Annotated in this window: 26 protein-coding genes and 3 tRNA genes; 22 read left to right on the top strand and 7 right to left on the bottom strand. The window is 65.7% G+C overall.

All coding sequences use genetic code 11. The annotated features are described in order from the left end of the window. The first annotated feature begins 33 nt into the window (after positions 1-33). The 5 genes from AC4PRM_RS01755 to AC4PRM_RS01735 all read left to right on the top strand — a co-directional run bounded on the left by AC4PRM_RS01755 (position 34) and on the right by AC4PRM_RS01735 (position 7,844). Positions 34-1,476, top strand: coding sequence for a glucoamylase family protein (locus tag AC4PRM_RS01755; RefSeq protein ID WP_492038555.1), 1,443 nt, complete (start codon positions 34-36; stop codon positions 1,474-1,476). Beyond that, positions 1,473-2,747: an extracellular solute-binding protein gene (locus AC4PRM_RS01750; protein ID WP_487922980.1), complete on the top strand. Its 1,275-nt coding sequence runs from the start codon at positions 1,473-1,475 to the stop codon at positions 2,745-2,747. The genes AC4PRM_RS01755 and AC4PRM_RS01750 overlap by 4 nt, the downstream gene beginning before the upstream one ends. Continuing rightward, positions 2,744-3,685 (top strand): carbohydrate ABC transporter permease, encoded by a 942-nt coding sequence (locus AC4PRM_RS01745; RefSeq protein WP_492038554.1) that lies wholly within the window; start codon positions 2,744-2,746, stop codon positions 3,683-3,685. The genes AC4PRM_RS01750 and AC4PRM_RS01745 overlap by 4 nt, the downstream gene beginning before the upstream one ends. Next, positions 3,682-4,506, top strand: a complete 825-nt coding sequence (locus tag AC4PRM_RS01740) for a carbohydrate ABC transporter permease (protein WP_373255795.1) — start codon at positions 3,682-3,684, stop codon at positions 4,504-4,506. Before AC4PRM_RS01745 ends, AC4PRM_RS01740 begins: the two co-directional genes overlap by 4 nt. Positions 4,507-4,658: 152 nt before the next feature. Further along, positions 4,659-7,844 (top strand): discoidin domain-containing protein, encoded by a 3,186-nt coding sequence (locus AC4PRM_RS01735; protein ID WP_492038553.1) that lies wholly within the window; start codon positions 4,659-4,661, stop codon positions 7,842-7,844. Here the strand turns inward: AC4PRM_RS01735 and AC4PRM_RS01730 are convergent, their stop codons facing one another. From AC4PRM_RS01730 to AC4PRM_RS01715, 4 genes are all read right to left on the bottom strand, one after another. Further along, positions 7,845-8,219, bottom strand: a complete 375-nt coding sequence (locus AC4PRM_RS01730) for a hypothetical protein (protein ID WP_492038552.1) — start codon at positions 8,217-8,219, stop codon at positions 7,845-7,847. A gap of 7 nt (positions 8,220-8,226) precedes the next feature. Continuing rightward, positions 8,227-9,354: a hypothetical protein gene (locus AC4PRM_RS01725; RefSeq protein WP_492038551.1), complete on the bottom strand. Its 1,128-nt coding sequence runs from the start codon at positions 9,352-9,354 to the stop codon at positions 8,227-8,229. 91 nt (positions 9,355-9,445) lie between these two features. Next, positions 9,446-10,936, bottom strand: a complete 1,491-nt coding sequence (locus tag AC4PRM_RS01720; protein ID WP_373255791.1) for a replicative DNA helicase — start codon at positions 10,934-10,936, stop codon at positions 9,446-9,448. A gap of 525 nt (positions 10,937-11,461) precedes the next feature. Further along, entirely contained in the window at positions 11,462-12,034 is a 573-nt protein-coding gene (locus tag AC4PRM_RS01715) for an OmpA family protein (protein ID WP_373255790.1), read from the bottom strand. Between the two features lie 327 nt (positions 12,035-12,361). On the opposite strand from AC4PRM_RS01715, the gene AC4PRM_RS01710 reads away from it, so the two are divergent. Further along, positions 12,362-13,120: a hypothetical protein gene (locus AC4PRM_RS01710; RefSeq protein ID WP_492038550.1), complete on the top strand. Its 759-nt coding sequence runs from the start codon at positions 12,362-12,364 to the stop codon at positions 13,118-13,120. 3 nt (positions 13,121-13,123) lie between these two features. On the opposite strand, the gene AC4PRM_RS01705 is transcribed toward AC4PRM_RS01710, so the two are convergent. Together AC4PRM_RS01705 and AC4PRM_RS01700 are read right to left on the bottom strand one after the other, a co-directional pair. Continuing rightward, on the bottom strand, positions 13,124-13,651 hold the full coding sequence (locus tag AC4PRM_RS01705) for a DUF805 domain-containing protein (RefSeq protein ID WP_492038549.1): 528 nt from the start codon (positions 13,649-13,651) through the stop codon (positions 13,124-13,126). Positions 13,652-13,674: 23 nt separating this feature from the next. After that, on the bottom strand, positions 13,675-15,669 hold the full coding sequence (locus AC4PRM_RS01700; protein ID WP_492038548.1) for an ATP-binding protein: 1,995 nt from the start codon (positions 15,667-15,669) through the stop codon (positions 13,675-13,677). Between the two features lie 186 nt (positions 15,670-15,855). On the opposite strand from AC4PRM_RS01700, the gene AC4PRM_RS01695 reads away from it, so the two are divergent. From AC4PRM_RS01695 to AC4PRM_RS01680, 4 genes are all read left to right on the top strand, one after another. Next, the gene (locus tag AC4PRM_RS01695) at positions 15,856-17,352 is read left to right on the top strand and encodes a hypothetical protein (RefSeq protein WP_492038547.1); all 1,497 of its coding nucleotides are present in this window, start codon (positions 15,856-15,858) and stop codon (positions 17,350-17,352) included. Between the two features lie 105 nt (positions 17,353-17,457). Beyond that, complete coding sequence (gene msrB, locus AC4PRM_RS01690; protein WP_492038546.1) at positions 17,458-17,949, top strand: peptide-methionine (R)-S-oxide reductase MsrB; 492 nt, start codon at positions 17,458-17,460, stop codon at positions 17,947-17,949. A gap of 49 nt (positions 17,950-17,998) precedes the next feature. Further along, complete coding sequence (locus AC4PRM_RS01685; protein ID WP_492038545.1) at positions 17,999-18,604, top strand: hypothetical protein; 606 nt, start codon at positions 17,999-18,001, stop codon at positions 18,602-18,604. A gap of 136 nt (positions 18,605-18,740) precedes the next feature. Then, positions 18,741-19,232, top strand: a complete 492-nt coding sequence (locus tag AC4PRM_RS01680; RefSeq protein WP_487922990.1) for a YciE/YciF ferroxidase family protein — start codon at positions 18,741-18,743, stop codon at positions 19,230-19,232. A gap of 69 nt (positions 19,233-19,301) precedes the next feature. On the opposite strand, the gene AC4PRM_RS01675 is transcribed toward AC4PRM_RS01680, so the two are convergent. After that, positions 19,302-19,376, bottom strand: a tRNA-Thr gene (locus AC4PRM_RS01675). A 402-nt stretch (positions 19,377-19,778) separates the two neighbouring features. Here AC4PRM_RS01675 and murA point away from each other — a divergent pair. From murA to AC4PRM_RS01615, 12 genes are all read left to right on the top strand, one after another. Continuing rightward, positions 19,779-21,068: a UDP-N-acetylglucosamine 1-carboxyvinyltransferase gene (murA, locus tag AC4PRM_RS01670; protein WP_492038544.1), complete on the top strand. Its 1,290-nt coding sequence runs from the start codon at positions 19,779-19,781 to the stop codon at positions 21,066-21,068. Next, a complete protein-coding gene (locus tag AC4PRM_RS01665) occupies positions 21,058-21,570 on the top strand; it encodes a DUF2948 family protein (protein WP_492038543.1) in 513 nt (170 codons plus the stop codon). Before murA ends, AC4PRM_RS01665 begins: the two co-directional genes overlap by 11 nt. After that, the gene (locus tag AC4PRM_RS01660; RefSeq protein WP_492038542.1) at positions 21,567-22,031 is read left to right on the top strand and encodes a UPF0262 family protein; all 465 of its coding nucleotides are present in this window, start codon (positions 21,567-21,569) and stop codon (positions 22,029-22,031) included. Before AC4PRM_RS01665 ends, AC4PRM_RS01660 begins: the two co-directional genes overlap by 4 nt. Positions 22,032-22,133: 102 nt before the next feature. After that, the gene (gene infA / locus AC4PRM_RS01655) at positions 22,134-22,355 is read left to right on the top strand and encodes a translation initiation factor IF-1 (RefSeq protein ID WP_013269122.1); all 222 of its coding nucleotides are present in this window, start codon (positions 22,134-22,136) and stop codon (positions 22,353-22,355) included. Positions 22,356-22,368: 13 nt separating this feature from the next. After that, entirely contained in the window at positions 22,369-22,947 is a 579-nt protein-coding gene (locus AC4PRM_RS01650) for a Maf family protein (RefSeq protein ID WP_492038541.1), read from the top strand. Then, positions 22,944-23,972, top strand: coding sequence for a S1 domain-containing protein (locus AC4PRM_RS01645; RefSeq protein ID WP_492038540.1), 1,029 nt, complete (start codon positions 22,944-22,946; stop codon positions 23,970-23,972). The genes AC4PRM_RS01650 and AC4PRM_RS01645 overlap by 4 nt, the downstream gene beginning before the upstream one ends. After that, complete coding sequence (locus tag AC4PRM_RS01640; RefSeq protein WP_292175465.1) at positions 23,969-24,139, top strand: DNA gyrase inhibitor YacG; 171 nt, start codon at positions 23,969-23,971, stop codon at positions 24,137-24,139. Before AC4PRM_RS01645 ends, AC4PRM_RS01640 begins: the two co-directional genes overlap by 4 nt. Positions 24,140-24,202: 63 nt before the next feature. After that, a tRNA-Phe gene (locus tag AC4PRM_RS01635) sits at positions 24,203-24,278 on the top strand. Positions 24,279-24,643: 365 nt separating this feature from the next. Further along, positions 24,644-25,534: a MotA/TolQ/ExbB proton channel family protein gene (locus AC4PRM_RS01630; RefSeq protein WP_373255779.1), complete on the top strand. Its 891-nt coding sequence runs from the start codon at positions 24,644-24,646 to the stop codon at positions 25,532-25,534. Positions 25,535-25,539: 5 nt separating this feature from the next. Next, entirely contained in the window at positions 25,540-25,974 is a 435-nt protein-coding gene (locus AC4PRM_RS01625; protein ID WP_373255778.1) for an ExbD/TolR family protein, read from the top strand. A 2-nt stretch (positions 25,975-25,976) separates the two neighbouring features. Beyond that, positions 25,977-26,702, top strand: coding sequence for an energy transducer TonB family protein (locus tag AC4PRM_RS01620; protein ID WP_492038539.1), 726 nt, complete (start codon positions 25,977-25,979; stop codon positions 26,700-26,702). A gap of 127 nt (positions 26,703-26,829) precedes the next feature. Continuing rightward, a tRNA-His gene (locus AC4PRM_RS01615) sits at positions 26,830-26,906 on the top strand. The last annotated feature ends 29 nt before the right edge of the window (positions 26,907-26,935 follow it).

Raw genomic sequence — 26,935 nt, 5'->3', positions numbered from 1 at the left:
ACTGTTTCCTGTTTGCGTAAGAAGGTGTGGCCCATGGATCGTCGCGGATTTCTGATGGGCACGGCCGTGGCGTCAGCCGCGATGCTGGGGCTGGGCGTCAACCAAGCCAAGGCGCAGGTGCAAAGGTCACCGTTGGTGAGCAATCCCGTCGATCCGGCAATGGACGAGCTTCAGCGGCGGACCTTCGACTGGTTCACCCATGTCACCAATCGCACGAACGGCCTGACGCCGGATCGCTGGCCGACACCGTCCTTTTCATCCGTGGCGGCGGTCGGTTTTGCCCTGACCTGCTGGCCCATCGGGGTCGAGCGCGGCTGGATGAGCCGGGAGGAGGCGCGCGAACGGACTCTGACCACCATCCGCTTCTTCCACGACCTGCCACAGGGACCGGAGGCGACGGGCGTCGGCGGCTACAAGGGCTTCTTCTACCATTTCCTGGACATGAACACCGGCCACCGCTTCGGTCGGACCGAGTTGTCGACGGTGGACACGACATTGCTGATCGCCGGCATGCTGTTCGCCGCGCGCTGGTTCGACGGCGCGCACCGGGACGAGCGCGAGATCCGGCGTCTGGCCCAGCGCGTCTATGAGCGGGTGGAGTGGGACTGGGTCGTCGTCCGGCCCGACCGGATCAGCATGGGCTGGCACCCCGAGAGCGGCTTCATCGAGGCCGACTGGAACGTCTATAACGAGGGCATGCTGGTCCTGCTGCTGGCCATCGGCAGCCCCACCCATCCCGTGCCGGCCAGTGTCTGGGACGAATGGTGCAGCGTCTATGATCGCAGCTGGTCGGACCGCTGGGGTCGCCCCCACCTGCATTTCCCGCCCCTGTTCGGGCATCAGTTCAGCCATCTGTTCGTCGATTTCCGCGGCATCCAGGACGCCTGGCTGCGCGACAAGGCTGCGGAAATTCCAGGCTTCGACTATTTCGAGAACAGCCGCCGCGCGGTCGAGGGCCAGCGTGCCTATGCCGTTGAGAACAGCCTGCGCTGGAAGGGTTATTCCGCAGACGTCTGGGGCCTGACGGCCTGCGACGGGCCGGGCGATTTCAGACAGGTGGTCTTTGACGGCACGGAGCGGGAGTTCTTCAGCTATTCCGCCCGGGGCCCCGGCGACCGCGACGACGGCACCCTGGCCCCCACCGCCGCCATGTCGTCCCTGCCGTTCGCGCCCGCCGAGGTCACGGCCTGCCTGAAGGCGATGAAGGCGCAGTATCCGGACGTCTATACGCAGCACGGTTTCCTCGATGCCTTCAACCCGACCCTGACGGAGGCAGCCGCACCCTTGCGGCATGGCAAGATCACGCCGGGCGGCTGGATCGCCGACGACTATCTGGGCATCGACCAGGGCCCGATCGTCATCCAGATCGAGAACCATCGCAGCGATATCGTCTGGAGCCGCATGCGCGGCGAACCGAACCTGACACGAGGCCTCAAGCGCGCGGGCTTCACCGGGGCCTGGCTGGGTCGCGGATGAGCCTGTTCCGCCCGGATCGCAGGACGGCGCTGGGCCTGCTGGCCGGTGCGGGCGCGGCCGGGCTGACGGGGTGTGGGCCGCGCGACGACGGCACCACCCGCCTGCGCTTCTGGGCCATGGGGTCGGAGGCGACCAATGTCGGTCAGTTGCTGCCGGAGTTCGAGCGGCTGAACCCCGGCATCACGGTGGAGGTGCAGGCCCTGCCGTGGACGGCGGCGCACTCCAAGCTGCTGACGTCCTATGCCGGGTCGTCGCTGCCAGACCTCAGTCAGGTCGGCAACACCTGGGTGTCGGAGATGACGGCCATCGGCGCGATCAGCCCTTTGCCGGCCTTTGCCGACGACCTGCTGACCGATCAGTTTCCGGCGGTGCTGGAGACCAACCAGATCAACGACCGCCCGATGGCGACACCCTGGTATGTCGACACCCGGCTGATCTTCTATCGCAGCGACCTGTTGGAGCGCGCCGGTTATGACGCCGTGCCCCAGACCTGGGAGGGGTGGAAACAGGCCATGCATGCGGTCAAGCGCGTGGCGGGGGCCGGGAACTATGCGGTGCTGCTGCCGGTCAATGAGTTCGAACAACTGCTAACATTCGGGCTGCAGGGCACCGAGCCGCTGCTGCGCGACCGCGACACGCGCGGCAACTTCTCCAGCCCGTCGTTCGTGGCGGCCCTGGCCTTCTACAAGAGCCTGTTCGACGAGGGCTTGGCCCCGCTGGCGTCGTCGACCCAGATTTCCAATACCTGGACCGAGTTCGAGCGCGGGTTTTTCAGCTTCTACTTCTCCGGGCCTTGGAGCATCGGTGACTTCAAGACGCGCTTGGCCCCGACCACGCGGTGGATGACGTCCGGCGTGCCGGGGCCGACAGGGCCGGGGGCCTCGGCTCCGGGTGGGTCGTCGCTGGTGGTCTATCGGTCGTCGCCGTATCAGGAGGCGGCCTGGAAGCTTGTGCGCTATCTATCCGATCCGGCGGTGCAGGCGCGGTTCAACGGCATCACGGGCAATCTGCCCGCGCGCGAGAGCGCCTGGGCTACCCCGACGGTGGCGGGCGACCCCTATATCGCCGCCTTCAAGGGGCAGCTGTCGCGCGCCAGGGCCGTGCCCAAGGTGCCGGAGTGGGAGCGGATCGTCACCGAGATGCAGATCGTCGCCGAACGCATGGTCCGCGGCGAATACACGCCCGCCACCGCCGGGGCCGAGATCGACCGCCGGGCCGATCGCCTGCTGGAGAAGCGCCGCTGGATGATCGAGCAGGGGAGGGCCGAGTGACCGCACAGTCGATCCCGCCGCTGAACGCCAAGGCGGCCCGCAGGCCGGGCACGCCCCGCTCGCGCGAACGCGCCGCCTGGGGCTTCGTGGCTCCGGCCCTGATCGCCATTGCCGTCTTCTTCGCCGTCCCGGTCTTCGCGGCCCTGCTGCTCAGCCTGACAGACTTCGACATCTATGCCCTGGCCGACATCGGCAATATGCGCTTCGTGGGCCTTCAGAACTATGAGCGGCTGTTCACCAATCCGCTGTTCTGGACGGCGATGAAGAACACCGGCGTCTTCACGGTCATCGGTGTGCCCTTGTCGATCATCACGTCGCTGGCGGCGGCGGTGATCCTGAACGCCCGCGTGATCAAGTGGCGGCCGATCTGGCGGGTGGCCTTCTTCGCGCCCTTCGTGACCACGCTCGTCGCCACGGCCGTTCTCTGGAACTACCTGCTGCACACCAAATACGGCGTGATCAACTGGGCCATCGGGGCGGTCGGCATCCCGCCGGTGGATTGGCTGGGCCAGCCTTCGACCTCCATCCCGGCCATCCTGATGTTCGTGGTGTGGAAGATCTTCGGCTACAACATGCTGATCTTCCTGGCCGTGCTGCAGACCGTGCCGGACGACCTGTACGAGGCCGCACGCATCGACGGGGCCGGGCCGTGGAAACAGTTCCGCCACGTGACACTTCCGGCCATCGCACCGACGCTGCTTCTGGTGTCGATCATCTCGGTCGCGGGCTTCTTCCAGCTGTTCGCCGAGCCCTATGTGATGACGCAAGGGGGCCCCGCGCAATCGACCGTGACGGTGCTCTACTTCATGTATGAAGAGGGCTTCAAATGGTGGAATCTGGGCTCCGCCAGCGCCGTCGCCTTCGTGCTGTTCCTCTGCATCCTGGCCGTCACCCTCGTCCAGTTGGCCGTGGCAAAGCGTCTGGGGGCCTACGAATGAGCGCCCGTCGCCTGAGGGCCGTCATCCTGAATATCGGCGTGGCGCTGATCGCGTTGCTGGTGCTGTTCCCGCTGGTCTGGATGCTGTCGGTCAGCTTCATGTCGACGGGAGAGGCCGCGACCTTCCCGCCGCCGCTGCTGCCCAAGGTCTGGACGCTGGAGCACTACCGCGACCTGTTCGTGACCCAGGGCATGGGGCGGTATCTGTGGAACAGCTTTGCCCTGGCGTCGCTGGCCACGGCCCTGGCTTTGGCCTTCACCGTTCCCGCCGGCTACGCCTTCGCCAAGCTGGCCTTCAAGGGACGGGATCGGGTGTTCCAGATCCTGGTCGGAGCCCTGGTCGTGCCGGCCCAGATCGGCACCCTGCCGCTGTTCCTGATGCTGAAGTCGGTGGGGCTGGTGAACACCTATGCCGGGGCGCTGGTGCCGTGGCTGGCGTCGATCTTCGGCCTGTTCCTGGTGCGCCAGTATGCGCTGAGCATCCCCGACGAGATGCTGGAGGCGGCCCGCATCGACGGCGCGTCCGAGGGGCAGATTTTCCGCCGCGTGGTCCTGCCGACCCTTCAGCCCATCATCGTGACCCTGGCCCTGTTCGTCTTCCTGGGCAGCTGGAACGACTTCCTGTGGCCGCTGATCATCCTGACGGACCAGTCCAACTATACCCTGCCTGTGGCGCTGGCCGCCCTGTCGCGCGAGCATGTGCAGGATATCGAGCTGATGATGGCGGGCGCGGTGATCACGGTCGCGCCGGTGCTGATCCTCTTCCTGGCGCTGCAACGCTACTACATCCGCGGCATGCTGGCGGGGAGTGTGAAGGGGTGATCGGTTTTGTTGCATTCCTCCCCCATCGGGGGAGGGGGACCATGCGCAGCATGGAGGAGGGGGTTCGCCGCATGCGCCTGAGTTTGAAGTTTGCCCCCTCCAAGGCTTCGCGGTCCCCCTCCCCCAGGGGGGGAGGAATAGTGGGGGCGCTTTTGGCGCTAGCCATAGCTCTGCCCGCCCACGCCCAGTCCGCCCGCACCCTCGACGCCTTCGAGACCCTGACGCCGTGGAGCGCAGACGCCTCCACCGACGTGTCCTCGCGGATCAGTGCCGTGCCCGGTCATGACGGCCAGGCCATGCGGCTGGACTATGATTTCAATGGCCGGTCCGGCTATGCCTTCGCGGCCCGGTCCATCGATCTGGCGGTGCCCGAGAACTATGAGATCAGCTTCTGGCTGCGCGGCGAGATGAGGCCCAATACGCTGGAAATCAAGTTCACCGATGCCTCGGGCGAAAACGTCCACTGGCGTCAGGTGCGGGCATTCCAGGCGACCGGCGACTGGACCCGCTATGTCATCAAGAAGCGGCAGGTCATCTGGGCCTGGGGCCCGAACCCGGACCGGACCTTCCGAGGTGCCGAGCGGATCGAGTTCGTCATCACCGCAGGTGAGGGTGGCCAGGGCTGGATCGAGGTCGATCAACTGGAGCTGCGCGAGCTTCCGCCCGAGCCGTCGGTGCCGCCACGCCCACTGGCCGAGGCGTCGAGCGAAGCGGGGCGCAGCCTGGCCGGTCTGGCCGTCGACGGCGACCCGACCACCGCCTGGCGGACCGAGGCTGCGGGCGCACAGAGCCTGACGCTGGACCTGGGGTATGAGCGTGAGTTCGGCGGGCTGACCCTGCGCTGGGCCGAACGCGGCGCGGCGTCGGACTATACCGTCATGGCCTCGTCCGATGGGCGTGACTGGCGTCCGCTGGCGCAAGTGACCGGCGGCGACGGCGGCACCGACTGGCTGCGGACGCCGGAAGCCTCGGCCCGCTGGTTGCGGCTGAACCTCAAGGCTCCGCAATCGACCTCCAGCGTGGTGGGGCAGGCCGGTGCGGGCCAGCGGCTCGGCGTCAGCGAAATCGCCGTCTACGGCCTGTCAGAGATCGAGATCGAACCCCTGTCTTTCGGCGAGACGGCGACCACCTTCATCACCGCCGTGGCCGGCGAGAGCCGCCGTGGCCTCTACCCGCGCGGCTTTCATGGCGAACAACCCTACTGGACCCTGGTCGGGGTCGACGGTGGTGGCGAGAGCGGGCTGATCGGCGAGGACGGGGCCATCGAACTGCGTCGCGGCGGTCCGTCCATCGAGCCGTTCGTGCTGGACAACGGGCGGCTGGTCACTTGGGCGGATGTGAACGTCACCCAGAGCCTTCGCGATGACGACCTGCCGATCCCGTCCGTCACCTGGACCTCCGACGGATGGACTTTGACCACGACCGCCTTTGCCGACGGCACGCCCGAGGCGGCACAGCTGTATGGCCGCTATGCCCTGACCAACACGTCCAGCCGGGCACAGACCCTGACGCTGGCACTGATGGCACGGCCCTATCAGGTCAATGGGCCGCGCCAGTTCCTGACGACGCCGGGCGGTGTTGGGCCGATCAACAAGATTGAAATGACCGGGTCCCGAATGACCCTCAACGACCACATCGCCGTCCAATCGCTTGTCGCCCCTGACCTCTTTCTCGCATCCAGATTCGATGCTGGCTCCGACCCGCAGAGCCTGCTGGCCGATGCGACCCATCATGAGTTTATGGGTGAAGGCGGGGCGGAATACGACGATGGCCTGATGGCCGGAGCCCAACTCTACAGGGTCACTCTCCAGCCCGGCGAGACCCGCACCTTCGGCTGGATGTCGGCGCTGTCAGGCGACCTTCCGGCGCTGCCGGTGACAGGTTCGGTCGAGGCCACGTTCGCCACCGTCGAGGACCGTGTCGCCCGCTCTTGGCGCGAGAAGATGGACCGCTTTGACCTCACCCTCCCGCCCGAGGCCCAGCGCATAGAGGACGTCATGCGCTCTTCCCTGGCCCAGATGCTGATGTCGCGGCAGGGGCCGATACTGCAGCCGGGTACACGCAGCTATAACCGTAGCTGGATCCGCGACGGTGCCATGATGGCCGAGGGTCTGAACCGGCTGGGGCATGCCGAGCTGTCGGCGGATTATCTGCGCTGGTACGCCCCCTATGTCTTCGACAACGGCAAGGTGCCGTGCTGCGTCGACGCCCGCGGGGCCGATCCGGTGCCCGAGAACGACAGCCATGGCGAGTTCGTCTTCCTGGCCGCCGAAACCTATCGCCACACCCGCGACGAAGCCCTGCTGCGTCAGGTCTGGCCCCAGGTTCAGGCCGCCATCGGCTATATGGACACCCTGCGGGCCTCGACCCGCACCGCCGAGTTCCAGGCGGCGGACAAGCGGCACCTGTTCGGCCTGCTGCCCCCGACCATCAGTCACGAAGGCTATTCGGACCGTCCGGCCTATTCCTACTGGGACGACTTCTGGGGCCTGCTGGGCTACCGTGACGCCGTCTTCATCGCCGAAACCCTGGGCGACGCCGAGGCGGCGACGCGCATCCGGGCCTCGGAGGCCCAGTTCAAGGCCGACATCATGGCCTCGATCCGCGCAACGGCCCAGGTCCACGGCATCGACTGGATCGCGGGCGCGGCGGACCGGGGTGACTTTGACGCCACCTCCACCACCATCGGCCTGTCGCCCGGTGGGCTGATCGCCGACCTGCCGCCCGAACTTCTGGCAGGGACCTTCGACAAGTGGTGGGACAACTTCACGGCCCGCCAGGAAAACCGTCAGGCGTGGAAGGATTACACCCCCTATGAGCTTCGCAACGTCGGGGCCATGGTCCGGCTGGGACGGCGCGAGGAGGCTCTGCGCGCGCTCGACTTCTACTTCGCCGACATGCGCCCCGCCGCCTGGAACGGCTGGGCCGAGGTGGTTGGGCGCGATGAACGTGAGCCGCGCTTCATCGGCGACATGCCTCATGCCTGGATCAGCTCGGACTACATCCGCTCGACCCTGGACCTGCTGGTCTATGAGCGGGACCGCGACCACGCCCTTGTCCTGGCGGCGGGCATCCTGACCGCTTGGCTGGCGGGAGACGGGGTGGGCGTCGAAGGCGTCCGCACCGCCTATGGCCCACTGACCTATCGCCTGAAGCAGGAGGGGGCTGGCTATGTGCTGACCCTGGGCCCCGAGGTCAGTCCGCCTGGAGGCTTCGTTATCCAGTGGCCGACCGGCGAGACGCCGCCGGCGCGGGTGCGGATAGACGGACGTGCTGCGAGCTGGGCAGGTCAGGAACTGATGATCCCGGCGGGCACGCGTCGGGTTGAGATGCGCTGATCAGGCCGCCGGTTCGGCCGCGCTCTCCGCAACGGCGGCTGGCGTTTCGCAATAGACGTAGCCTTCGACGATGTAGTGGCCAGGCCGGGCACCATAGCTATCGTAGTGCGCGGTAGGGCGCAGGGCCGTATGCATCGATTTGCGGGCCACCTTGCCGTCGCAGAGTTCCGACGCGCGGCGATTCCAGTATTCCATGGCCAGGCCGCCATCCAGGAGCTCAACGCGGACTGTGTGGCCGCCGTCCGCGTTCGGCCGGTCGCTGTAGCCGAAGTACGACTTTTCGCTGATCGGCACGTAGTCGACGCCGCTGACGCAGCCGCCCATCGCCAGCAGGGCGAGGGCGGCGACGGCGCGTGAGGGCTTGCGGAGCGTCATTACCGGGTCAGCGCGCGCGGGCGGCGGCTCTGGCGGCGGTGCGGATCTGCTCGATCCGTTCGGAGTGGACCTTGGCGATGCTCATGGTGTTGCCGAAGGTGGTGAAGCTGGTCACGCCCGCGGGCGACGAAATGTAGGATCCGGCCGGAACGCCTGCGCCGACGCGGCGGATGGTCCGGCCATCGGCCATGGTCTCCACCAGTTCATCCTGGCCCTCCAGGCTGGGAACGGTGGTGCGGTTCATGTCGATCAGGGCGTAGCGGGCCAGCAGGGCATGGGCGTTGTCGACTTCGGCCCGCAGCAGGGCACCGTTGTCCTTGATCCACTCGCGGGCGAGGAAGATCGAGATTTCGCCCTTGGTCAGGTTGTCGTCGGTGGCCTGCTCCATCTCCTTGGTCATGGCCTTGTAGGCGTCGGTGCCCTCGACGGGCAGGGCGCCATTCTCGTCGCGGGAGTTCTCCTGCACCGAGGCGATCAGGCGTTCGCGCAGTTCGGGCGTCAGTTCCGGCACAGGCAGCTGACGAGAGAAATAGGTGAAGGTGTTGCGGTAGGTCGGACCCGTCAGCTCGCTGCTGGGAGGCGATTTTTCGAAGCTGTAGGGCGTGACGTAAGGGACCTCGGTATTGGCGTAGGTCAGGGTGAAGACGATCTGCAGCGTGGAGGCGTCTTCGGACAGTGTGTAGGCCGAGGTGACCTCGACCGCGTCATTGGCCGGGGTCGGCACTTCCAGCCGCTGGACCGCCGTCACGTCCGAGACGACGACGGCATTGGCCGGTGGCGTGGGGTCGATCTGGCGACGAAGGTGACCGGCCAGCGAGGCGTTCAGCGAATCGACCGGCATGACTTCAGCGATTTCATTGGCGGTCTTGGTCGCACGGCGCGCCGGGAAGGAGTTGATGATGGCGTCCATAGTGGCCGAAACCAACGCGCCAATCAGGCCGAACTGGGCTCCGGCAGCGGAGCTGTCCTGCGCGAACCAGGTCTTGGCGACACCGTTGTTGTCCTCGACGACGGTGAAGGTGGTGGGACCGATCGCGGCGATCTGACTGTCATTCAACGGCCGTGCATTCGGCACGGGAGCCGTGGCGCAGGCGGCCAGAGACAGCGCGGCGAGCGCGCAGACGACGATACGCATGGAAACTTCCCCCTCAGGACCGCTCCCTCCCCGGAGCGGTTAATAGGTCAGCCTATTCCGAAACCACCGCAGGGTGTCAAGGCCGTCGTTCTCAGTCGCCGTAGCTGTCGTACTGCTGGCCCTGGGCCAGGTTGCCGAACTTGGTGGTGTCGGCGTCGAATGACAGTTTGACGATGCCGATGGGGCCGTGGCGTTGCTTGCCGATGACGACCTCGGCCTGGTGTTCCAGCCTGTCCATGTCTTCCTGCCACTGCAGGTGTTCGGGCGAGCCTTCGCGGGGTTCGGCGCGGCCCAGGTAGTAGCTTTCGCGATACACGAACATGACGCAGTCGGCGTCCTGCTCGATCGAGCCGGATTCGCGCAGGTCGGACAGTTGCGGCCGCTTGTCCTCGCGCTGTTCGACCTGACGCGACAGCTGCGACAGGGCGATGATGGGGACGGACAACTCCTTGGCCAGGGCCTTGAGGCCGCCGGTGATTTCGGAGACTTCCTGCACGCGGTTCTTCTGGTTGTTGCCTTCGCCGACGGTGACCAGTTGCAGGTAGTCGACGATGATCAGGTCCAGGCCGTGTTCCTGACGCTTCAGGCGGCGCGCGCGGGCGGCAAGCTTGGACATCGACAGGCCGCCGGTGGCGTCGATGTAGAGAGGGCTTTCGCCGATCTCGACGGCGGCGTCCCTGATCTTGCCGAAGTCCGAAGCGTTGATCTCGCCCTTGCGCAGCTTGTCGGACGACACGCCCGAGGCATCGGCCAGGATCCGCATGGCCAGCTGTTCGGCGCTCATTTCCAGCGAATAGAAGGCGACGACGCCGCCCGAGACCGTCTTGCGTCCCTCTGGCGTCGGCTCCCAGCGGTAGTTGCGGGCCACGTTGAAGGCGATGTTGGTGGCCAGGGCCGTCTTGCCCATCGACGGACGGCCCGCGAGAATCAGCAGGTCGGAGGGGTGCAGGCCGCCCAGCTTGGCATCCAGGTCGTCCAGATTGGTGGCCAGGCCCGCCAGCTTGCCGTCGCGCTGATAGGCCTCGGCGGCCATCTGAACCGCGCCGGACAGGGCGTTGGAAAAGCTGACGAAGCCGGACGAGGGCTTGCCAGTCTCCGCCAGGGAATAGAGCTGTGCCTCGGCCCCCTCGATCTGGTCGATGGCGGCGGTTTCGGGCTGGGGCGCCTGATGGATGATTTCGCCGCCGATGCGGATTAGGTCGCGGCGCAGGGCCAGGTCATAGACGACGCGCGCATAGTCCGGGGCATTGGCCGCGGGCGGGGCCCGGTCGACGAGGTCGGCGAGGTAGCGCAGGCCGCCGAACTCCTGAAACGCCGGGTCCTGCTTGAACCGCTCCATCAGGATGGTCGGCTCGGCCAGCATGCCCTGGCGGATGTGATCCTCGATGGCGTCGTACAGTCGCTGGTGGAAGGGCTCGAAGAAGTGGGTGCCGCGCAGGCGGTCCGACAGCCGCTCGAACACGGCATTGTCGAACATCAGCGAGCCCAGCAGCGCCTGCTCGGCCTCCAGATTGTGGGGCATGGCCGTGACCGACGGATTGTCGAGCGGCGAGGGGAAGCTGACGGGAGCGAAGGCGTTCATCCGCAAACCCTTAGCGCCCCGATGCGTCAGACGGGGACGTATTCCGGCTCGTTGACGATATGACAGGGGATAGGCTGTGGATGGCGGGCGATGGGTCGAGTGTCTCCCTCGCTTTCCAGAAATTGAAGTGGAGACATTATCCAGACAGAGTCCAACTCGGACAGGCTGAAATAAAGCCTGGTCTCGCTGCCGACTTGAGCGAGCCGATTTGTCGAGATGCAGTTTCCAAAGACCCAAGCCAGCGATGACACACCCTGCCACGCGGGTACGTCAGTTGCGGACGTAGGGTTGGTAGAGCCGCACTTTCGGCGCTTGCCGAAGGAGCGAGTGTCTCCACCCAAGGGTCGAGAAGGACCACAGTATCAGGGTCGGGATTATACAGCGTGCGGGGTCAGCCGAGAGGAGAAGAAGGGGCGACAATACTGGGCCCAATACACGACGCGGACAAACGCGCCGCCCCTTCCATCACGGCCGTGGGCCGTGATCCTGGCCTCTGGTCGATACGCCGACCAGAGGAATGGCGTCCTAGCTCAGCACGACGATGGCGACCCGGCGGTTCTGGGCGCGGCCTTCGCGGGTCGAGTTGTCGGCGACGGGCTGCTCCTCGCCATAGGAGATGGTCGCCATGCGGTTCAGGGCGACGCCGTTCTGGCTGAGGTAGCGGCGGACGGTCTCGGCGCGGGCAGTGCCGAGTTCACGGTTACGGCCGGCATCGCCGGTGGCGTCCGTATAGCCCTGGATTTCCAGGTAGACGTTGCGGTTTTCGGTGCGCAGACGCTGGACCAGTTCGGCCAGACGGGCCTCGCCTTCGGGCGACAGGGTGTCGGCGTTGACGGGGAACTTGACCGAGTCGTCGGAGAGAACGACTTCGTAGAGGAACTTGCCCTCGGCCAGTTTCTGGGCGTCGGTGGCGCGGCGCAGGGCCTCGCCGGCTGTGCCGGCGACCTCGGTCACGCGGCCGTCGACGGCGGTGACGCGCTGGTCAACGACGGCAGTCTGGTCACGAACGAAGCGGTGGCTGGCGCAGCCGCTGGCGGCGACGCCAAAGGCGAGTACGACGCCGGTGATCGCTGCGGTCCTGAGAGTGGATCGGGTCAAGTTCGAACTCCTGAATAGGGGGCGCGGTATCCCTGGTCATCACGCGCTTGTTACGGTGAAGTGAAGCTCGGGGCGTGGTCATGACCGCTAAAGGGCCAGAACATGTCAGCTTGACCATAAGGTGAGCCGCGCCGTGCATGAATAATGCCGTTCGCCACGATCCTGACGCGAGGCGATGTTCTGTCGGAGATCACAAGGTCGGATCGCGGTGATTGCGCGTGATCTCGGCAGATCATCGATCTTCGATGTCGTGGAGTGCCATTGGCCCCGGTTTCCTCAAACACAACTCAACGGCGAAGCAGGCGGCGATCCTGGACGTCATGGGCGGTGGCCGCCAGTGTCGCGGCGCACGCCGTGCCTCTGGCCCTGATGCTGCTGCTGCCGCCCAAGGTGCCCGAGAGGATCGAGCCCCCGGTGGTGATGGTCACGCTGGAGCCGCCCCCTGTGCCCGTGCCGGTCCCGCCGCCACCACCTCCGCCAGACACGGCGACCGAGGAGGCGTCGTCCGCCGCCTCTGCCCCGGCCCCCGCGCCGCCCGCCCCGGTCACCCGCGTTCGCGCCACCGCCCCGCGCCGTCCGCCGCCCATTCCGCCGCCACCGGAGGTCCGGCCCCTGCCGGCACCACGCGAGCCCGCGCCCGCGCCGATGGTGACGCTGGGCGAGGCGGAATTGGCCGGAGCGACGCGGGCAGGCTCAGGCCTGTCAGGGGGGCAGGGCGGCAGTGGCTCGGGCACCGGGGAGGGCAATGGCAATGGCGGCTGCGACATGGTCCAGCGGCTGCAGGACGCCCTGCGCACCGATCCCGAAGTGCGCCAGGCGGTGACCCAGGCGCAGGGGATCGCGGGCGCAGGCCGCACACCCCTGGTCTGGAATGGCCGCTGGGTGCAGACCCAGGGCGAGGAGGGCGAAGGTCTGGCCGGCGTGCGTCAGGCCATCGCTCTGGAAGTCGCCTTCGCGCCCGCCGCCTGCAAGACCCAACGCATGCGCGGCATGGTCCTGATCGCCTTCACCGACGCGCGGGGCGGGCCGCGCGTGGCGCTGGGGACGGGGTCGTGGCGGTGGTCGGACCTGCTGAACGCGCGGTAGGGGCTACTCGAAGACCTCGGCGGTGGCCTGCGCCGTGTCGCCGCCGATGCCCTTGGGCGAGCGCCCGAACCGATTGGGCCCCGGCGTGCCATCCATGAAACCAAGCACAACAAGCGAATACAGTGAGCCGATCAAGGCAGCGACGTGAAAGGCCAGGATGAGGATCTGCCAGATCTGACCGTCTTGCAGGGCAGCGAGCCCTTCTTCGAACCCAGGAATAAAGTTCGTGAGGGTGTTGGCGATCACAATCGCCACAAAAGGCCAAGCGAGCATGTTTCGATCATGGGCCCGCTTGGCGCTAAGTGCGCAGATGACAAATGTCAGAGGGATCGTCACGATCGACTCTATCAGCAGACTTTCGTTCGTGCGCTGAGCGAAGGTGTCGAACGCGGCTTTGCTGGAGCCAAGGAAAATTGTTGTTCCCAGCCAGTAGATGACAAAGATGATTACCGTCGCAGCGATGTACCACAGCCACCAGTCACGTCTGCGGATTCGGCCTTTGAAGCTGAGCAACATGTCTTTGATGGGCATGGCGCTAACGCTGGCCATCTGTCTTACTCGAACTCGACCAGTACATCGTCGGCCGCGACGGGATCGCCCGCAGCCGCGCTGACGGCCTTCACCACGCCGTCGCGTTCGGCCTTGAGGATGTTCTGCATCTTCATGGCCTCGATGATGGCGACAGTCTCGCCGGTCTTGACCTCCTGGCCAGGCGAGACGGCGATGGCGACGACCAGGCCGGGCATGGGGGACAGCACCAGTTTGGAGGTGTCGGCGGCGACCTTTTCCGGCAGGCGGGCGAACAGTTCGGCCAGGCGCGGGGTCAGGACGCGGACGCGGGCCTTGGTGGCGCGGCTGCGAATCTCGAAGCCGTCGGCGACGCGGCGGACCTCGGCGGTGAAGGGGGCGTCATCAAGAACCGCACGGAACTGGGCCTGGCCGGGACGCCAGTCGATGTCGGACAGGCTCAAGGCGCGGTCTTCGCCGGCCAGTTCCAGCATCAGGGCCTCGTCGTCGTCATACGACAGGCTGACGCCGATGGGGTCGCGGTCGATCATGACCACCCAGTCGGTGCGGTCGGACGGATCGCCCGCCTGTTCTGACAGGATTTCGTGCATGGCGACGGCGCTGGCGACCATGACGTCGCGCTGAAGCGGTCCGGCGGGCACACCGTGGAAGCCGTCGGGAAACTCGTCGACGATATAGCTGGTCGACAGATTGCCGGAGCGGAACCGCTCCTGATCCATCACGGCCGCCAGGAAGGGGACGTTGTGGCCGACGCCGTTCAGGTGGGTGTCCTCCAGCGCGCGGGCCATGCCCTCGACCGCCCCGGCGCGGGTCGGGGCCCAGGCACAGAGTTTGGAGATCATGGGGTCGTAGAACATGCTGATCTCGTCGCCCTCGCGCACGCCGGAATCGTTACGCACGACATAGGGGCCGACGGGCGAATGATGCTCGCCTTCCTCGGCCGTCTCATAGCGGACCAGGCGGCCGATGGAGGGCAGGAAGCCGCGATACGGGTCCTCGGCATAGATGCGGCTCTCGATGGCCCAGCCGTTGATCGACAGGTCTTCCTGTTTGAAGCCCATGGTCTCGCCCGCGGCCGAGCGGATCATCTGTTCGACCAGATCGACGCCGGTGATCAGTTCGGTAACCGGGTGTTCGACCTGAAGCCGGGTGTTCATCTCCAGGAAGAAGAAGCTGCGGTCCTGGCCGGCGACGAATTCGACGGTGCCGGCGCTGTCGTAGTTCACGGCGCGCGCCAGGGCGATGGCCTGATCGCCCATGGCCTTGCGGGTGGCATCGTCCAGCAGGGGGGAGGGGGCCTCTTCGATGACCTTCTGATTGCGGCGCTGGATGCTGCATTCGCGGTCGAACAGGCTGACGATATTGCCGTGCTTGTCACCCAGCACCTGAATTTCGATGTGGCGCGGGTTGACGATGAACTTTTCCAGGAAAACGCGGTCGTCGCCGAAGGCGGTCAGCGCCTCGGCCTTCACGGCGGCAAAGCCCTCGGCCATGTCGTCGTCGGAATGGGCCACGCGGATACCCTTGCCGCCGCCGCCCGCCGAGGCCTTGATCATGACGGGGTAGCCGATCTGGCGCGCGATCTCGACGGCATGGTCGGTCGTCTCGATCAGGCCCATGTGGCCGGGCACGGTGGAGACGCCGGCTTCGGCGGCGAACTTCTTGGAGGTGATCTTGTCGCCCATGGCCTCGATGGCATGGGGATTGGGGCCGATGAAGGTGATTCCCTCGGCCTCGAGACGCCGGGCGAAGACGGGGTTTTCACTGAGGAAGCCGAAGCCGGGGTGGACGGCCTCTGCGCCCGAACGCCGCACGGCATCCACGATCCTGTCCTGGATCAGATAGGACTGTGCGGCGGGCGACGGGCCGATGTGGATCGTCTCGTCCGCCATCTCATACGCCAGCGATCCGGTGTCCGCGTCGGAATGCACCAGGGCGGTCTGTATGCCCATCTTGCGGGCGGTCTTGATGATGCGGACGGCGATCTCGCCACGGTTGGCGATCAGGATTTTCGAGAACATCAAGCTTTCCGGGTTCAGGCCGCCATGCGGCTGGCCGAGGGGGAACCTGCCCCGATTAGGACGCGTTTGGCGCGGAGTAAACCAAGGGGGTCACGGTCGGCGTTCAGGAATCCAGGGTTGGCAAGCCCGGTCCCGATACGCTTTAACCCTGCCAACCCCCGTCCATCGGCCCGGAGACCAGACCTGATGACCCGTATGCTCACCCTTACCGCCACAGCCGCCCTGATCCTTGCCGCCGGGGTCGCGCCCGCGGTGGCCCAGGACTTCAGAGCGCTGGCTCGCCAGGATCTGCAGGCTGCGCATGACGAGCTGGCCGCCAACCACCCCGCCGCCGCCCTGCCGGGCGCGCAGAGCGAGACCTTCCGCGCCTGGATCGATGCCGGCCTCGCCGACGCCCTGGGTCAGGCAGACCGGGTCAACAGCGGCGACAGCCACGCCTATCTGCTGCGGTACTATGGGGCCGGTTTCCGCGACTCCAACATTTCGATCCGCCCGACCTATGAAGGTCTGGGGCCGTATTTCGGGACCAGCTGGCCCGGCTTCACGACCGGCTGGCGGGGCGGAAAATATGTCGTGACCTATATCCAGGAGGGCGTGCGCGGAACTCCGCCGCTGGGTGCTACGCTTGTCGACTGCAATGGCACATCGGCCGAGGAACTGGCCCGCGCCAAGCTGGATCGCTGGGAAGGCAATCTGGAAACAGAGGCCGGTCGCGTGACCTCGGCCCCGTATCTGCTCTGGAACCGCAACAACCCCTTCACATCGGGCGTGCCCAGCCAGTGCAATTTCCAGATCGGCAACAGCCGCCGGTCCCGCGAGTTCCAGCTGCGACCCACGCCTGTGACCCCCGCAGCCCTCGAAGCGGCTTACCGCGCCACAGTCTACATGCCGCCCGCAACCCCCCTGTCGATCGAGACGGTCAACGGTCGCCCGTGGCTGAACGTTCACTCGTTCGATGACGGTGCCGGCTGGGAAGCGTTCAACGCTGCCGTCGAGGCCCAGGTCGAAACCCTGCGCGGGCCACAAGGTCTGGTCATCGACCTGCGCGCCGCCGCAGGCAACTCGATCACCAACTCCACGCGCCGTGGCTACGGCCTGGCGAACCGGATCTGGACACCGGAGTTCACCATCAGCCGCCAGCCAGCCGCTGGTGCCATCACCTATCGGGCTACCCAGGGCAACCGGGACTGGTATGCCGCCGCTGTCGGGCGGATGCAGGCCGATCCCAGTTTTGTGGCCGAGGCACCCCAGGTGATCGCCCAGACCCAAGAGATCGTTGCTGCATTCGACGCCGCCATCGCAGCGGGTCAGACCACCTTCACCCTGACCGGGCCGGCGTTGGCGGCCGACACCGGAGCGGCAAACCCGGTGCAGGGGCCAGTCATCGTTCTGGTGGATGCAGGTTGCTCGGGCGGCTGCCTGGATACGCTGGACCTGCTCAGCAAGCTGCCGAACGTGCGGATCGCCGGTTCGACGACGGCAACGGATTCGATCTTCATCGACCCGACGGTGGAGCGTCTGCCTTCGAACTATGCGCAGCTGAGCTATGGCCACAAGGCCTGGACCGGTCGTACGCGGGCCAACAACCAGCCGTACACCCCGGCCGAGGGGCTGGCCTATACGGGCAACCCGGCGGACGAGAATGCCGTGCGGGCATGGGTCGGGACGCTATTCGGCGCCTGATGTAGGTCGGGTCGCCAAGGCCGACGACGCGGTCGTCGGCGGCTTGAGCGCAGGTCAGGCCGGGCAGGGGTGGAACCTCGGCCCGGCCTTTCCTATTTGAGGGTCATGACCAACCTCGCTCCCGACCCATCCAGCCTGTCCCCGTCAGGGTTTGACCTGACCCCGCCTGACGATGCCGAGCGCGCCCGTCTGGAAGCGGACCTGAACGAGGAGGAGCGCCGCGTGCTGCTGGCGCACGGGACGGAAGCACCATTCTGTGGGACTCTGCTGGGCGAAAAGCGGGTCGGCGTCTTCTGCTGCCGCGAATGCGGACTGCCGCTGTTCAGACAGGGCACGAAGTTCGAAAGTGGCACGGGCTGGCCCAGCTTCAGCGAGCCGGTCGACGAGGCCCACGTTAAGGCGATCACTGATCGGTCCTACGGCATGACGCGTACCGAAACTCGCTGCGCCCGCTGCGACAGCCATCAGGGCCATGTGTTTCCTGACGGGCCACCGCCCAGCGGCCTACGCTACTGCATCAACTCGGTCGCCCTGACGTTTGTCGCCGAGGGAGACCCCCTGCCGGATCCCCTGGGTCGCGGCGATGGGAGGGCCTGACCTTGGCCGCATTTGAGGCTAAGGTGGTGTTTGTACAGGAGTTGGCCGGATGTTGATTACCACCCTGATGATGGCGGCGACCCTGGTGGTCAGCCCTGCCGTTGGCGACGAGCCGGACGGCGTGATCTCGACGGCACCGGAAACCTCGGTTTCGCTCGATGCTGCGGCGACAGCGCCGACAGCCCCCAGCGTTCAGGGCGCGGCCCAGCAGGCGTCGGAGGCGCACGGCCTGACCACGGACGAACAGATCGACCAGTGGATCGCGGCCCGCTCGCCGGACGAAAAGCCCTATTCCAGCGATTCCATGCGCCTGATGGACGACCGCAAGATGCACAGCGAGGTCGACGTCGGCATCGGCACCGGCGGATATCGCAGCTATGGGGCCGCAGTCTCACTGCCGATCGGGGAGAACGGACGGCTGAACCTGAGCTATCGCCAGGTCGAGAACGGCTATGGCTACGGGTATCCTTATGGGAGCTATGGCCGCGGCTACGGCGACTACGGACTTGGCGGCTATTACAATGATTCAGGCTACGCATTCCCCGGACGTCAGAGTGCCGAGGATGCGATCCGGTTCGAAAATCGGGTGGCACGTCCGGGTGGGCCTCCGGGCCTGCGTCCGCTTATCCAGCCCCAATTGGCAAGGCCCGAATGATAGTAGGCCCGATCTTTGGATCGGGCCTTTTTTATTGATCCGGGTACGGTCATGGCGACCGCCAATGTCCATGTTTGGACATAGGAACGGACTGGGCCCGAGCAGGTTCTGAGTGTCCCCCACACGGAGAGACACCATGGCCGACAAGACCCTGAACGACCTGTTCCACGACACGCTCAAGGACATCTATTACGCTGAGCGCAAAATCCTGAAGTCCTTGCCCAAGATGGCCCGCGCGGCTCAATCGCCCGAGTTGAAGGCGGCTTTCGAGAAGCACAAGGATCAGACTGAAGGCCAGATCGAACGCCTGCAAAAGGTGTTCGAGATCATCGACAAGGCCCCGCGCGGCAAGACCTGCGATGCCATCGAAGGCATCCTGGCCGAGGGCGACGAGATCATGGAAGAGTACAAGGGCTCGCCCGCGCTGGACGCTGGCCTGCTGGCGGCGGCCCAGGCCGTCGAACACTATGAGATCACGCGCTATGGCACTCTGAAGCGCTGGGCCAACGAGCTGGGCCTGAAGGATGCGGCCAAGCTGCTGGACGAAACCCTGCAAGAGGAATCGCAGACCGACCTGGACCTCACGACGATTGCGGACGCGTCCGTGAATGACAACGCTAAGGCCTGAACCCAGATATAGGCCGGAACGTCAGCGGGGCCCGGCTTTCACAAGCCGGGCCCCGTCAATGTCTGCAGATGGTGCCGCCGGGGGGAATCGAACCCACGACCTCAGCCTTACCAAGGATGCGCTCTACCACTGAGCTACGGCGGCGAAATCTGAAGAAGCGGCCCTATAGCCAACGGGGGAGGCGGGGGGAAGCCCCGAATTCAGTCGCTTGCGAAAAAGGTGCGGTGCGGGTCTGATCGACACATGGCCGATCGTGATTCCCCAGCGTCCGCAGCCGCCGCCTCTTCGGTCCCGCCCGAGCGCGCGGACGGACGACCCAAGGGTAGCAAGGCGACAGCCACACCGCGGGCCCAGCGATTGGCCACGGCGCTGCGGGACAATCTGAAGCGGCGAAAGGCAGCAGTTACCGCGCGTCCGGAAAAGCCGCGCAACTGAATGTCATCGAAGCCGGACCGACGCCGGACTTTCGCAACCCGTGGCGAACGCGCTAGATAGCCGGTCCGCCTTGGCCGTTGCCCTGGCTTTCAGGGCAGACACAGAGATTTCATGGACAGTATTGTCATTCAGGGCGGCAACCGCCTGAACGGAACGATCCCCGTCAGCGGGGCCAAGAACTCTGCCCTGAAGCTGATGGCGGCTTCGATCCTGACCGATCAGCCCCTGTTGCTGACGAACATGCCGCGTCTGGCTGATACGAAGTTTCTGGGCCGGTTGCTGAACGCCCTGGGCGTCGAGGTCACCGAGCGTGATGGTTCAGACGGTCAGGAGACGCTTTTTCACGGCGCTACGATCAGCTCGACGTTCGCACCCTATGATCTGGTGCGGCAGATGCGGGCCAGTTTCAACGTGCTGGGACCGCTGCTGGCGCGGACGGGCGAGGCCAAGGTGTCGCTGCCGGGCGGCTGCACCATCGGGGCGCGGCCAGTCGATCTGCACCTTCAGGCGCTGACGGCGCTGGGGGCCGAGATCGAGCTGGACGAGGGCTATGTTACCGCGCGGGCCCCCCGGGGGCTGCAAGGCGCGGAGATCGAGTTCCCGATCGTGTCGGTTGGCGCGACGGAACATGCCCTCCTGGCTGCCGTCATGGCCAACGGCACGACGGTGCTGAGGAATGCGGCGCGGGAACCGGAGATCGGCGACCTGGCCCGATGCCTGACGGCGATGGGGGCAAAGGTTGACGGCATCGACAGCGACGTCCTGACCATCACCGGTGTGACGTCCCTGGGTGGCGCGACCTGGTCGGTGATCCCGGACCGGATCGAGATGGGCTCCTATGCCGTGGCCGCGGCCATGGCGGGGGGAGAGGTGCGGCTGACCAGGGCGCGGGCCGATCTGATGCAGGCGCTGACGACCAAGATGGTCGAGGCGGGTGTCGAAATCACGCCGACCGAGGACGGGGTGATCGTCAAGCGCGACCCGTCTCAGCGGCTGAAAGCCGTCGACCTGACCACCGAGGTCTATCCCGGCTTTGCCACCGATCTGCAGGCGCAGTTCATGGCCTTGATGACCACCGCGGACGGGCAGAGCACCATCCAGGAAAACATCTTCGAGAACCGCTTCATGCATGCGCCCGAATTGGCGCGGCTCGGAGCCGACATCTCCGTTCATGCGGGCAGTGCGGTGGTGACGGGGGTGCCGACCCTTCGCGGGGCCCCGGTCATGGCGACCGATCTGCGCGCCTCGGTCAGTCTTGTGATCGCGGGCCTTGTCGCCGAAGGTGAGACGACGGTGGGCCGTGTCTATCACCTGGATCGCGGGTTCGAGAAACTGGAAGATAAGCTGACCGCGTGCGGTGCCGACATCCGCCGCGTCAAGGGCGACGAGCATGACCATTGAGGCCCAGGCCATAGAGGTAGAGGTTGAGCCGGAGGCCAAGGCCCCGATCGAGCCTTTGCGCCTTCTGGCCGAGGATGCCGACGACCTTCAGATCATCTCGGCCGCCCTGCAGGACGCGATCATGCGGCCTGTGGATATCGTCTGGGAGACGGGCGCGCGGACGCTGACCCTGGCGCTCAGCCGGTTCTGCTGGGAATGTGGCGGCACGCGGGTGATGGCGGCCATGCAGTTCGGAGATGTGGTCGCGGTCAAGAGCCGTCGTCTGCACCGGTCACCGGATGCGGCGCTGGAACTTCTGGCCATGGACTTCATCCCGGACGAAGATCCCGAGGCCGCCCCGGGCGGGCGGGTCATCCTGATGTTTGCGGGCGGCGGCGATCTCAGGGTCGATGTGGAGTGCCTGGACGCGGTGCTGACTGATCTGTCGGAGCGGTGGCCCGCCAGACTGGCCCCGACCCATGCGGCGTATGAACCCGACACCCAAGAGAGGCTGGCAGAATGAGCGACCACCGGCTGATCTCGGTCGATCTGGATGCCGTGTCGCTGCCGGCGGCGACGGCCGAGATTGAGCACGAGCGGCGGGTGGCCATCTTCGACCTCGTTGAAAAGAACAATTTCGAGCCTGTGGGGGCGGAAGGCGGACCTTATCGCCTCAAGCTGTCTCTTCTGGACACCAAGCTGGTGTTCGATATCGAGGGGCCGGAGTTCGCGCGGGCTCATGGCCTCTCGCTGACGCCGCTGAAAGGCGTGATCCGCGACTATATCCTGATCTGCGACAGCTATTACGAGGCGCTGCGCGGGACGTCGCCCGCCCAGATCGAGGCGGTCGACATGGGGCGGCGCGGTCTGCACAACGAAGGGGCAGAGCTGCTGAAGGCCCGGCTGGACGGCAAGATCGCCATCGATCATGAGACGGCACGGCGACTGTTCACGCTGGTGACCGCGCTGTACCGGCGGGGGTAGCCTCGACTACCGCCGGATTTTCAGGCATTAGGCCCGCTCCTTACGATCCGCGCTTTCGTCCGGCGCGGGTTTTGATTCGTATTCAAGGGCGCGAGAGGCCGCATGGCTAAGGAAGAACTGCTCGAGTTTCCCGGCGTCGTCAGCGAACTGCTGCCGAATGCTACGTTCCGTGTGCTGCTCGAAGGCAATGATCACGAGATCATCGCCCACACCGCCGGCAAGATGCGCAAGAACCGCATTCGCGTGCTGGCCGGAGACAAGGTGCTGGTCGAAATGACCCCCTATGACCTGACCAAGGGTCGCATCACCTATCGCTTCAAGTAAGGGCGGGCTCGGAATGAGCCGTCCTGAACTGGTGCTGGCCTCGTCCAGCCCGCGGCGCGTGGAACTGCTGGCTCTGGTCGGCTTCACGCCGGACAAGATCGACCCTGCCGATATCGATGAGATGCCGCTGAGGGACGAGACGCCGCCGCGTCTGGCCCTGCGCCTGGCGACGACCAAGGCCCAGGTGGTGGCGCAGCGGCATCCCGACGCGGTGGTCCTCGCCGCCGATACGGTTGTGGCCGTTGGGCGCCGGTTTCTGGAGAAGGCGGCGGACGAGGCGGAGGCGACGCGGTTCCTGAAGCTGCTGTCCGGCCGCAATCACCGGGTCTTTACCGGCGTGGCGGTGGTGCGAAACGGCAAGCTGACGCATCGGGTCAACGAGACGCGCGTGACCTTCAAGATCTTATCGGACGCCGAGATCGCGGCTTATGTTGCCAGCGGTGACTGGCGGGGCAAGGCCGGAGCCTATGGCATCCAGGGCGCGGCCAGTGCCTTCGTGCGCAAGATCGTGGGCAGCCATCACGGGGTGATGGGTTTGCCGCTTTACGAGACCGTCAACCTGCTGGCCGGGGTCGGCCTGCGGACGCCGTGAGCGGCACCGAGGTCTTTCTGGACGACACGCCCGGCGAGACGCGGGGCATTGTGATGCGCAACGGACGGTTTGAGCATCTGATCATCCAGGGCGAGCGCGACGTGGCCCAGCACAGACTGGGTGCGCGCTGTGTCGGCCGAATCGTCGATGTGCAGCCTGGTCTGAAGGGGGCGTTCGTCGATCTGGGAGCCACGCCCCCGCTGGGGTTTCTGCCGTTTGGACCGGGTGCCCCGCTTGCCGTCGGGCAGAAGGTCGAGGTCGAGGTGTCGGCCGAACCTCGGGAGAGCAAGGGACCGAGTCTGCGACTTACGGGAACTGGGGAGGGGGAGCCCCGGCTTCTGGCTGACGGGCCGTCGGTGGAGCAGATGCTGGCGGCGCTGGTGCCAGAGCAGGAACCGGTAAAAGGCTTGGCGGCGCTTCAGGCCGGGTCGGACGCCGAGGAAGAGGCGCTGCGCGATGGGGGACTGTTTGGTGATGTCGGGCTGGACCTGTGTGTGCAGCGGACGCGGGCGCTGATCGCCGTGGACCTGGATCTTGCCCCCGGTGCCGGTCGTGGCAAGGGGGGGCGGGCGAGGGATATCGCCAACAGGCTGGGCCTGACCGAGGCGGCGCGGTTGATTCGCCTGAAGAGTTGGGGCGGGCTGGTAGCGGTCGATCTGATCGGCGTGGGCCACGACGGTGCAGCGATCCTGGCCGATGCGCGGTCAGCGTTCGGTGCGGACAGGGACATCGTGTTCGGGCCGGTGAACCGCTTCGGTGTGCTGCAACTGGCTCTGCCGTGGCGAAGGACGCCGGTGGAAGAGCGGCTGGCGAGGGATGGGGCTGTCTGGCGCGGGGCGCTCGATATGACGCGCGCGCTGCGTCAGGCCGTGTTGTCCGACACGATGTCGGCCCGTATTGTCGCAACCTGCGATGCGGAGACGGCGCGGGTGGCCGAACCGCTGGTGGCCGCACTGGGTCCGAGAGCCGCATTGGTTGTCGATCCCTCATCCGCTCGCGGACAGTTCAGGATCGACCCCACATGACGACCGCCGCCCTCTGTCCGATTTGCCGCAAGAAGCCTGTGACGCCGGAATACCGGCCCTTCTGTTCCAAGCGGTGCGCGGATGTGGACCTGCAACGCTGGTTCACCGGCGGCTATGCGATTCCGGCCGAGCCCGATGACGGTGTGCGTGACGATGACGAAGACTGATCTGACGGCTGGACAGCCATATCGGCCTCGCCTATAGACCGCCCTCCCGCGAGCGGACGTCTCGCCTGGATAGCTCAGCTGGTAGAGCAGCGGATTGAAAATCCGCGTGTCGGTGGTTCGAATCCGCCTCCAGGCACCACCGCCCTTTTCAGGGCGATCGCCCCATTCCAGAATGATGACTTTCAGGACATGTTTGTGTCCAAGCCTGTGGACAATTGTCATTCGCAAACCGCCATTGCGCCCTTGACGCTATGGCAGGCCTTGTTCAAAGAAACTGGCCGCTTTCGTTAAGATCGCGGTGATGGGCCAGAGATTGTCATAATCTTGAACCCATCGACGTCGTAACGGTCGCCGAACGGCAACCGTTAACGTCGGGAGGCGTTCCGGGCTCTGGTGCTGCAAAGCTCCAAGAGGCGGATAGAGAATTTCATTGGGGGGCGGTCGTTTCGGCGGACGTATCCTGGTTCATCAGTCAGACCAAAAAACAGCAGGAACTGGCGCACTATGCTCGACATCAAGAAATCCAACATTCTTCTGGCCATGGCCGGCGCTGCCGTCCTGATGGCCAGCTCGCCTGTTCTCGCGCAGGATACCGCCACTCCGGCTCCGGCTACGACGGAAGCCACTGCCCCCGCAGCGACCACCCCTGCCGCTCCGGTCGCTGAAGCGCCTGCCGCTGATGCCGCCGAAGAAGCCGGTGGACATTCGGGCGACATCACCCCGATCTCCATGTTCATGGAAGCAACCATCGTCGTGCAGGTCGTGATGATCGGTCTGCTGCTGGCCTCGATCTTCTCGTGGACCCTGCTGATCATCAAACTGATCGAGTTCTCCAAGCTGAACCGCAAGACGGACCAGTTCCTGGAAGAGTTCCGCACCACTCGCACCATCGCCGACATGCGCCGCGTGTCGTCTTCGGAAGAGTTTGATGGCAACCCGCTGGCCGACATGGCCGCTGCCGCTACCGAAGAAGTCGAACTGTCGCGTCAGGCCGGTCTGTCGGTTAACGGCGACCACCGCGACTCGGCTATCGGCCGTGCCCAGAACGCCGTTGCCGCCGTTCAGTCCGGCGTTGCCGGTCGTCTGTCGGGCGGTCAGCAGTTCCTGGCTTCGACCGGTTCGACCGGCCCGTTCGTGGGTCTGTTCGGCACCGTGTACGGCATCATGAACTCCTTCATCGGTATCGTGCAGTCGAACACCACCAACCTGGCCGCCGTTGCCCCCGGCATCGCCGAGGCCCTGCTGGCTACCGGTATCGGCCTGTTCGCCGCTATCCCGGCCGTGGTGTTCTACAACTACTTCAACACCCGCATCGCCGCGTATGGCACCCGTTCGGACGGCTTCAACGCTGAACTGATGAACGCCATCTCGCGTCAACTCGACAAGGGAGCGTAAGGCGCATGGGTGCCAAACTCGGAGGAACGGGCGGCGGCACGAATATCGTCGAGGCGAATGCCGAGATCAACGTCACGCCTTTCGTTGATATCATGCTGGTGCTTCTGATCATCTTCATGGTGGCGTCTGCGGTCGCCACCCCTGGGGTTGAAGTGAAGTTGCCGATCGCCGTCGCCGCTCAAACCGAAAGCCCACCCAAGCCCGTCTACATCTCGATTCAGGATGATGGCCGGGTCTACATTGGGGATGGTGAGAGCAGCTATGAATCACTGGGCGCAGACCTGACGGCCGCAGTTGGTCGTCGGGATCCCACCCGCGAACGTATCTACATCCGCGGCGACGAAGCGACCCGTTACGGCGACTTCATGCAGGCCATGAACGCCCTGCAGGACAGTGGCTTCTACAGCGTCGCCCTCGTCGGCGAAGACAAGGCGAGGTAACGATGACAGATACACCCGTCGAATATCATCGCAGTCGCTATGATGCCCCTCGCAAGAAGGGCTTCATGGGGGTGTCGCCACTCGTCTGGCTGATCACCCTGGGCACGGTTCTGGCCATGTTCGTGGCGCTGATCATCTTCCTTCAGCGTACGAAGTTCGAGATGAAGGTGGTGGACTATTCGGATGACGCCGTGGACGTGGAGCTGATCCCGCCCCCGCCGCCTCCGCCGCCACCGCCGCCGCCTCCGCCGCCTCCGCCTGACACGCCGCCGCCGCCGAAGTTGCAGATCCGTCCGCCGGTCATCGTTCCGAATGCGCCACCGCCGCCCCCGGCTGTGAACATCGAGACGGTCAAGAAGGTCGACCGGATCGAGGTTGCCGGTCCTCCGGTCATCACCCGGACACCGCCGGAGCCGGCCCCCGTGCCCGCTCCTCCGCGTCCGTCCGTGATCACCAACCCGACCTGGGCACGTCAGGTTCCGCCTGATTTCCCGGAACGGGCGCAAAGCCGTGGTGTTGAGAGCGGCAGCGTAACGGTAAGCTGCACTGTTCAGCCGAACGGTTCGCTCGCTGGCTGTCAGGTCGTTTCTGAAACGCCTAGCGGCGCAGGCTTCGGTCAGGCCGCACTGGCAGCAGCACGGCGTTCGCGGGTTTCGCCCCGTACCGTCGACGGTGCCGCTCAGGGTGCGACTGTTCGCTACACCGTCCGGTTCCAGCTGGGCGACTAGCCAACAAACGCCGACAACAGGAAAACCCCGGGCCACGGCCCGGGGTTTTTCAATTGGGACGGGTTTTTTGTCGGGGTCGCTTGATCGGAAGGTTCGGCGCCGCTAGACACCCATCCTCGCTTAATGCGCCGCCTTAGCTCAGTTGGTTAGAGCGCCGGTTTGTGGAACCGGAGGTCCTCAGTTCAAGCCTGAGAGGCGGTACCATTCCTCGTTAGAGCACATGCTCCGAGGCC

This window comes from Brevundimonas sp. DW-iso22 (assembly GCF_058725425.1).
The sequence above is the reverse complement of the archived record's forward strand: the minus strand, read 5'-3'. Positions and strand labels throughout refer to the sequence as shown.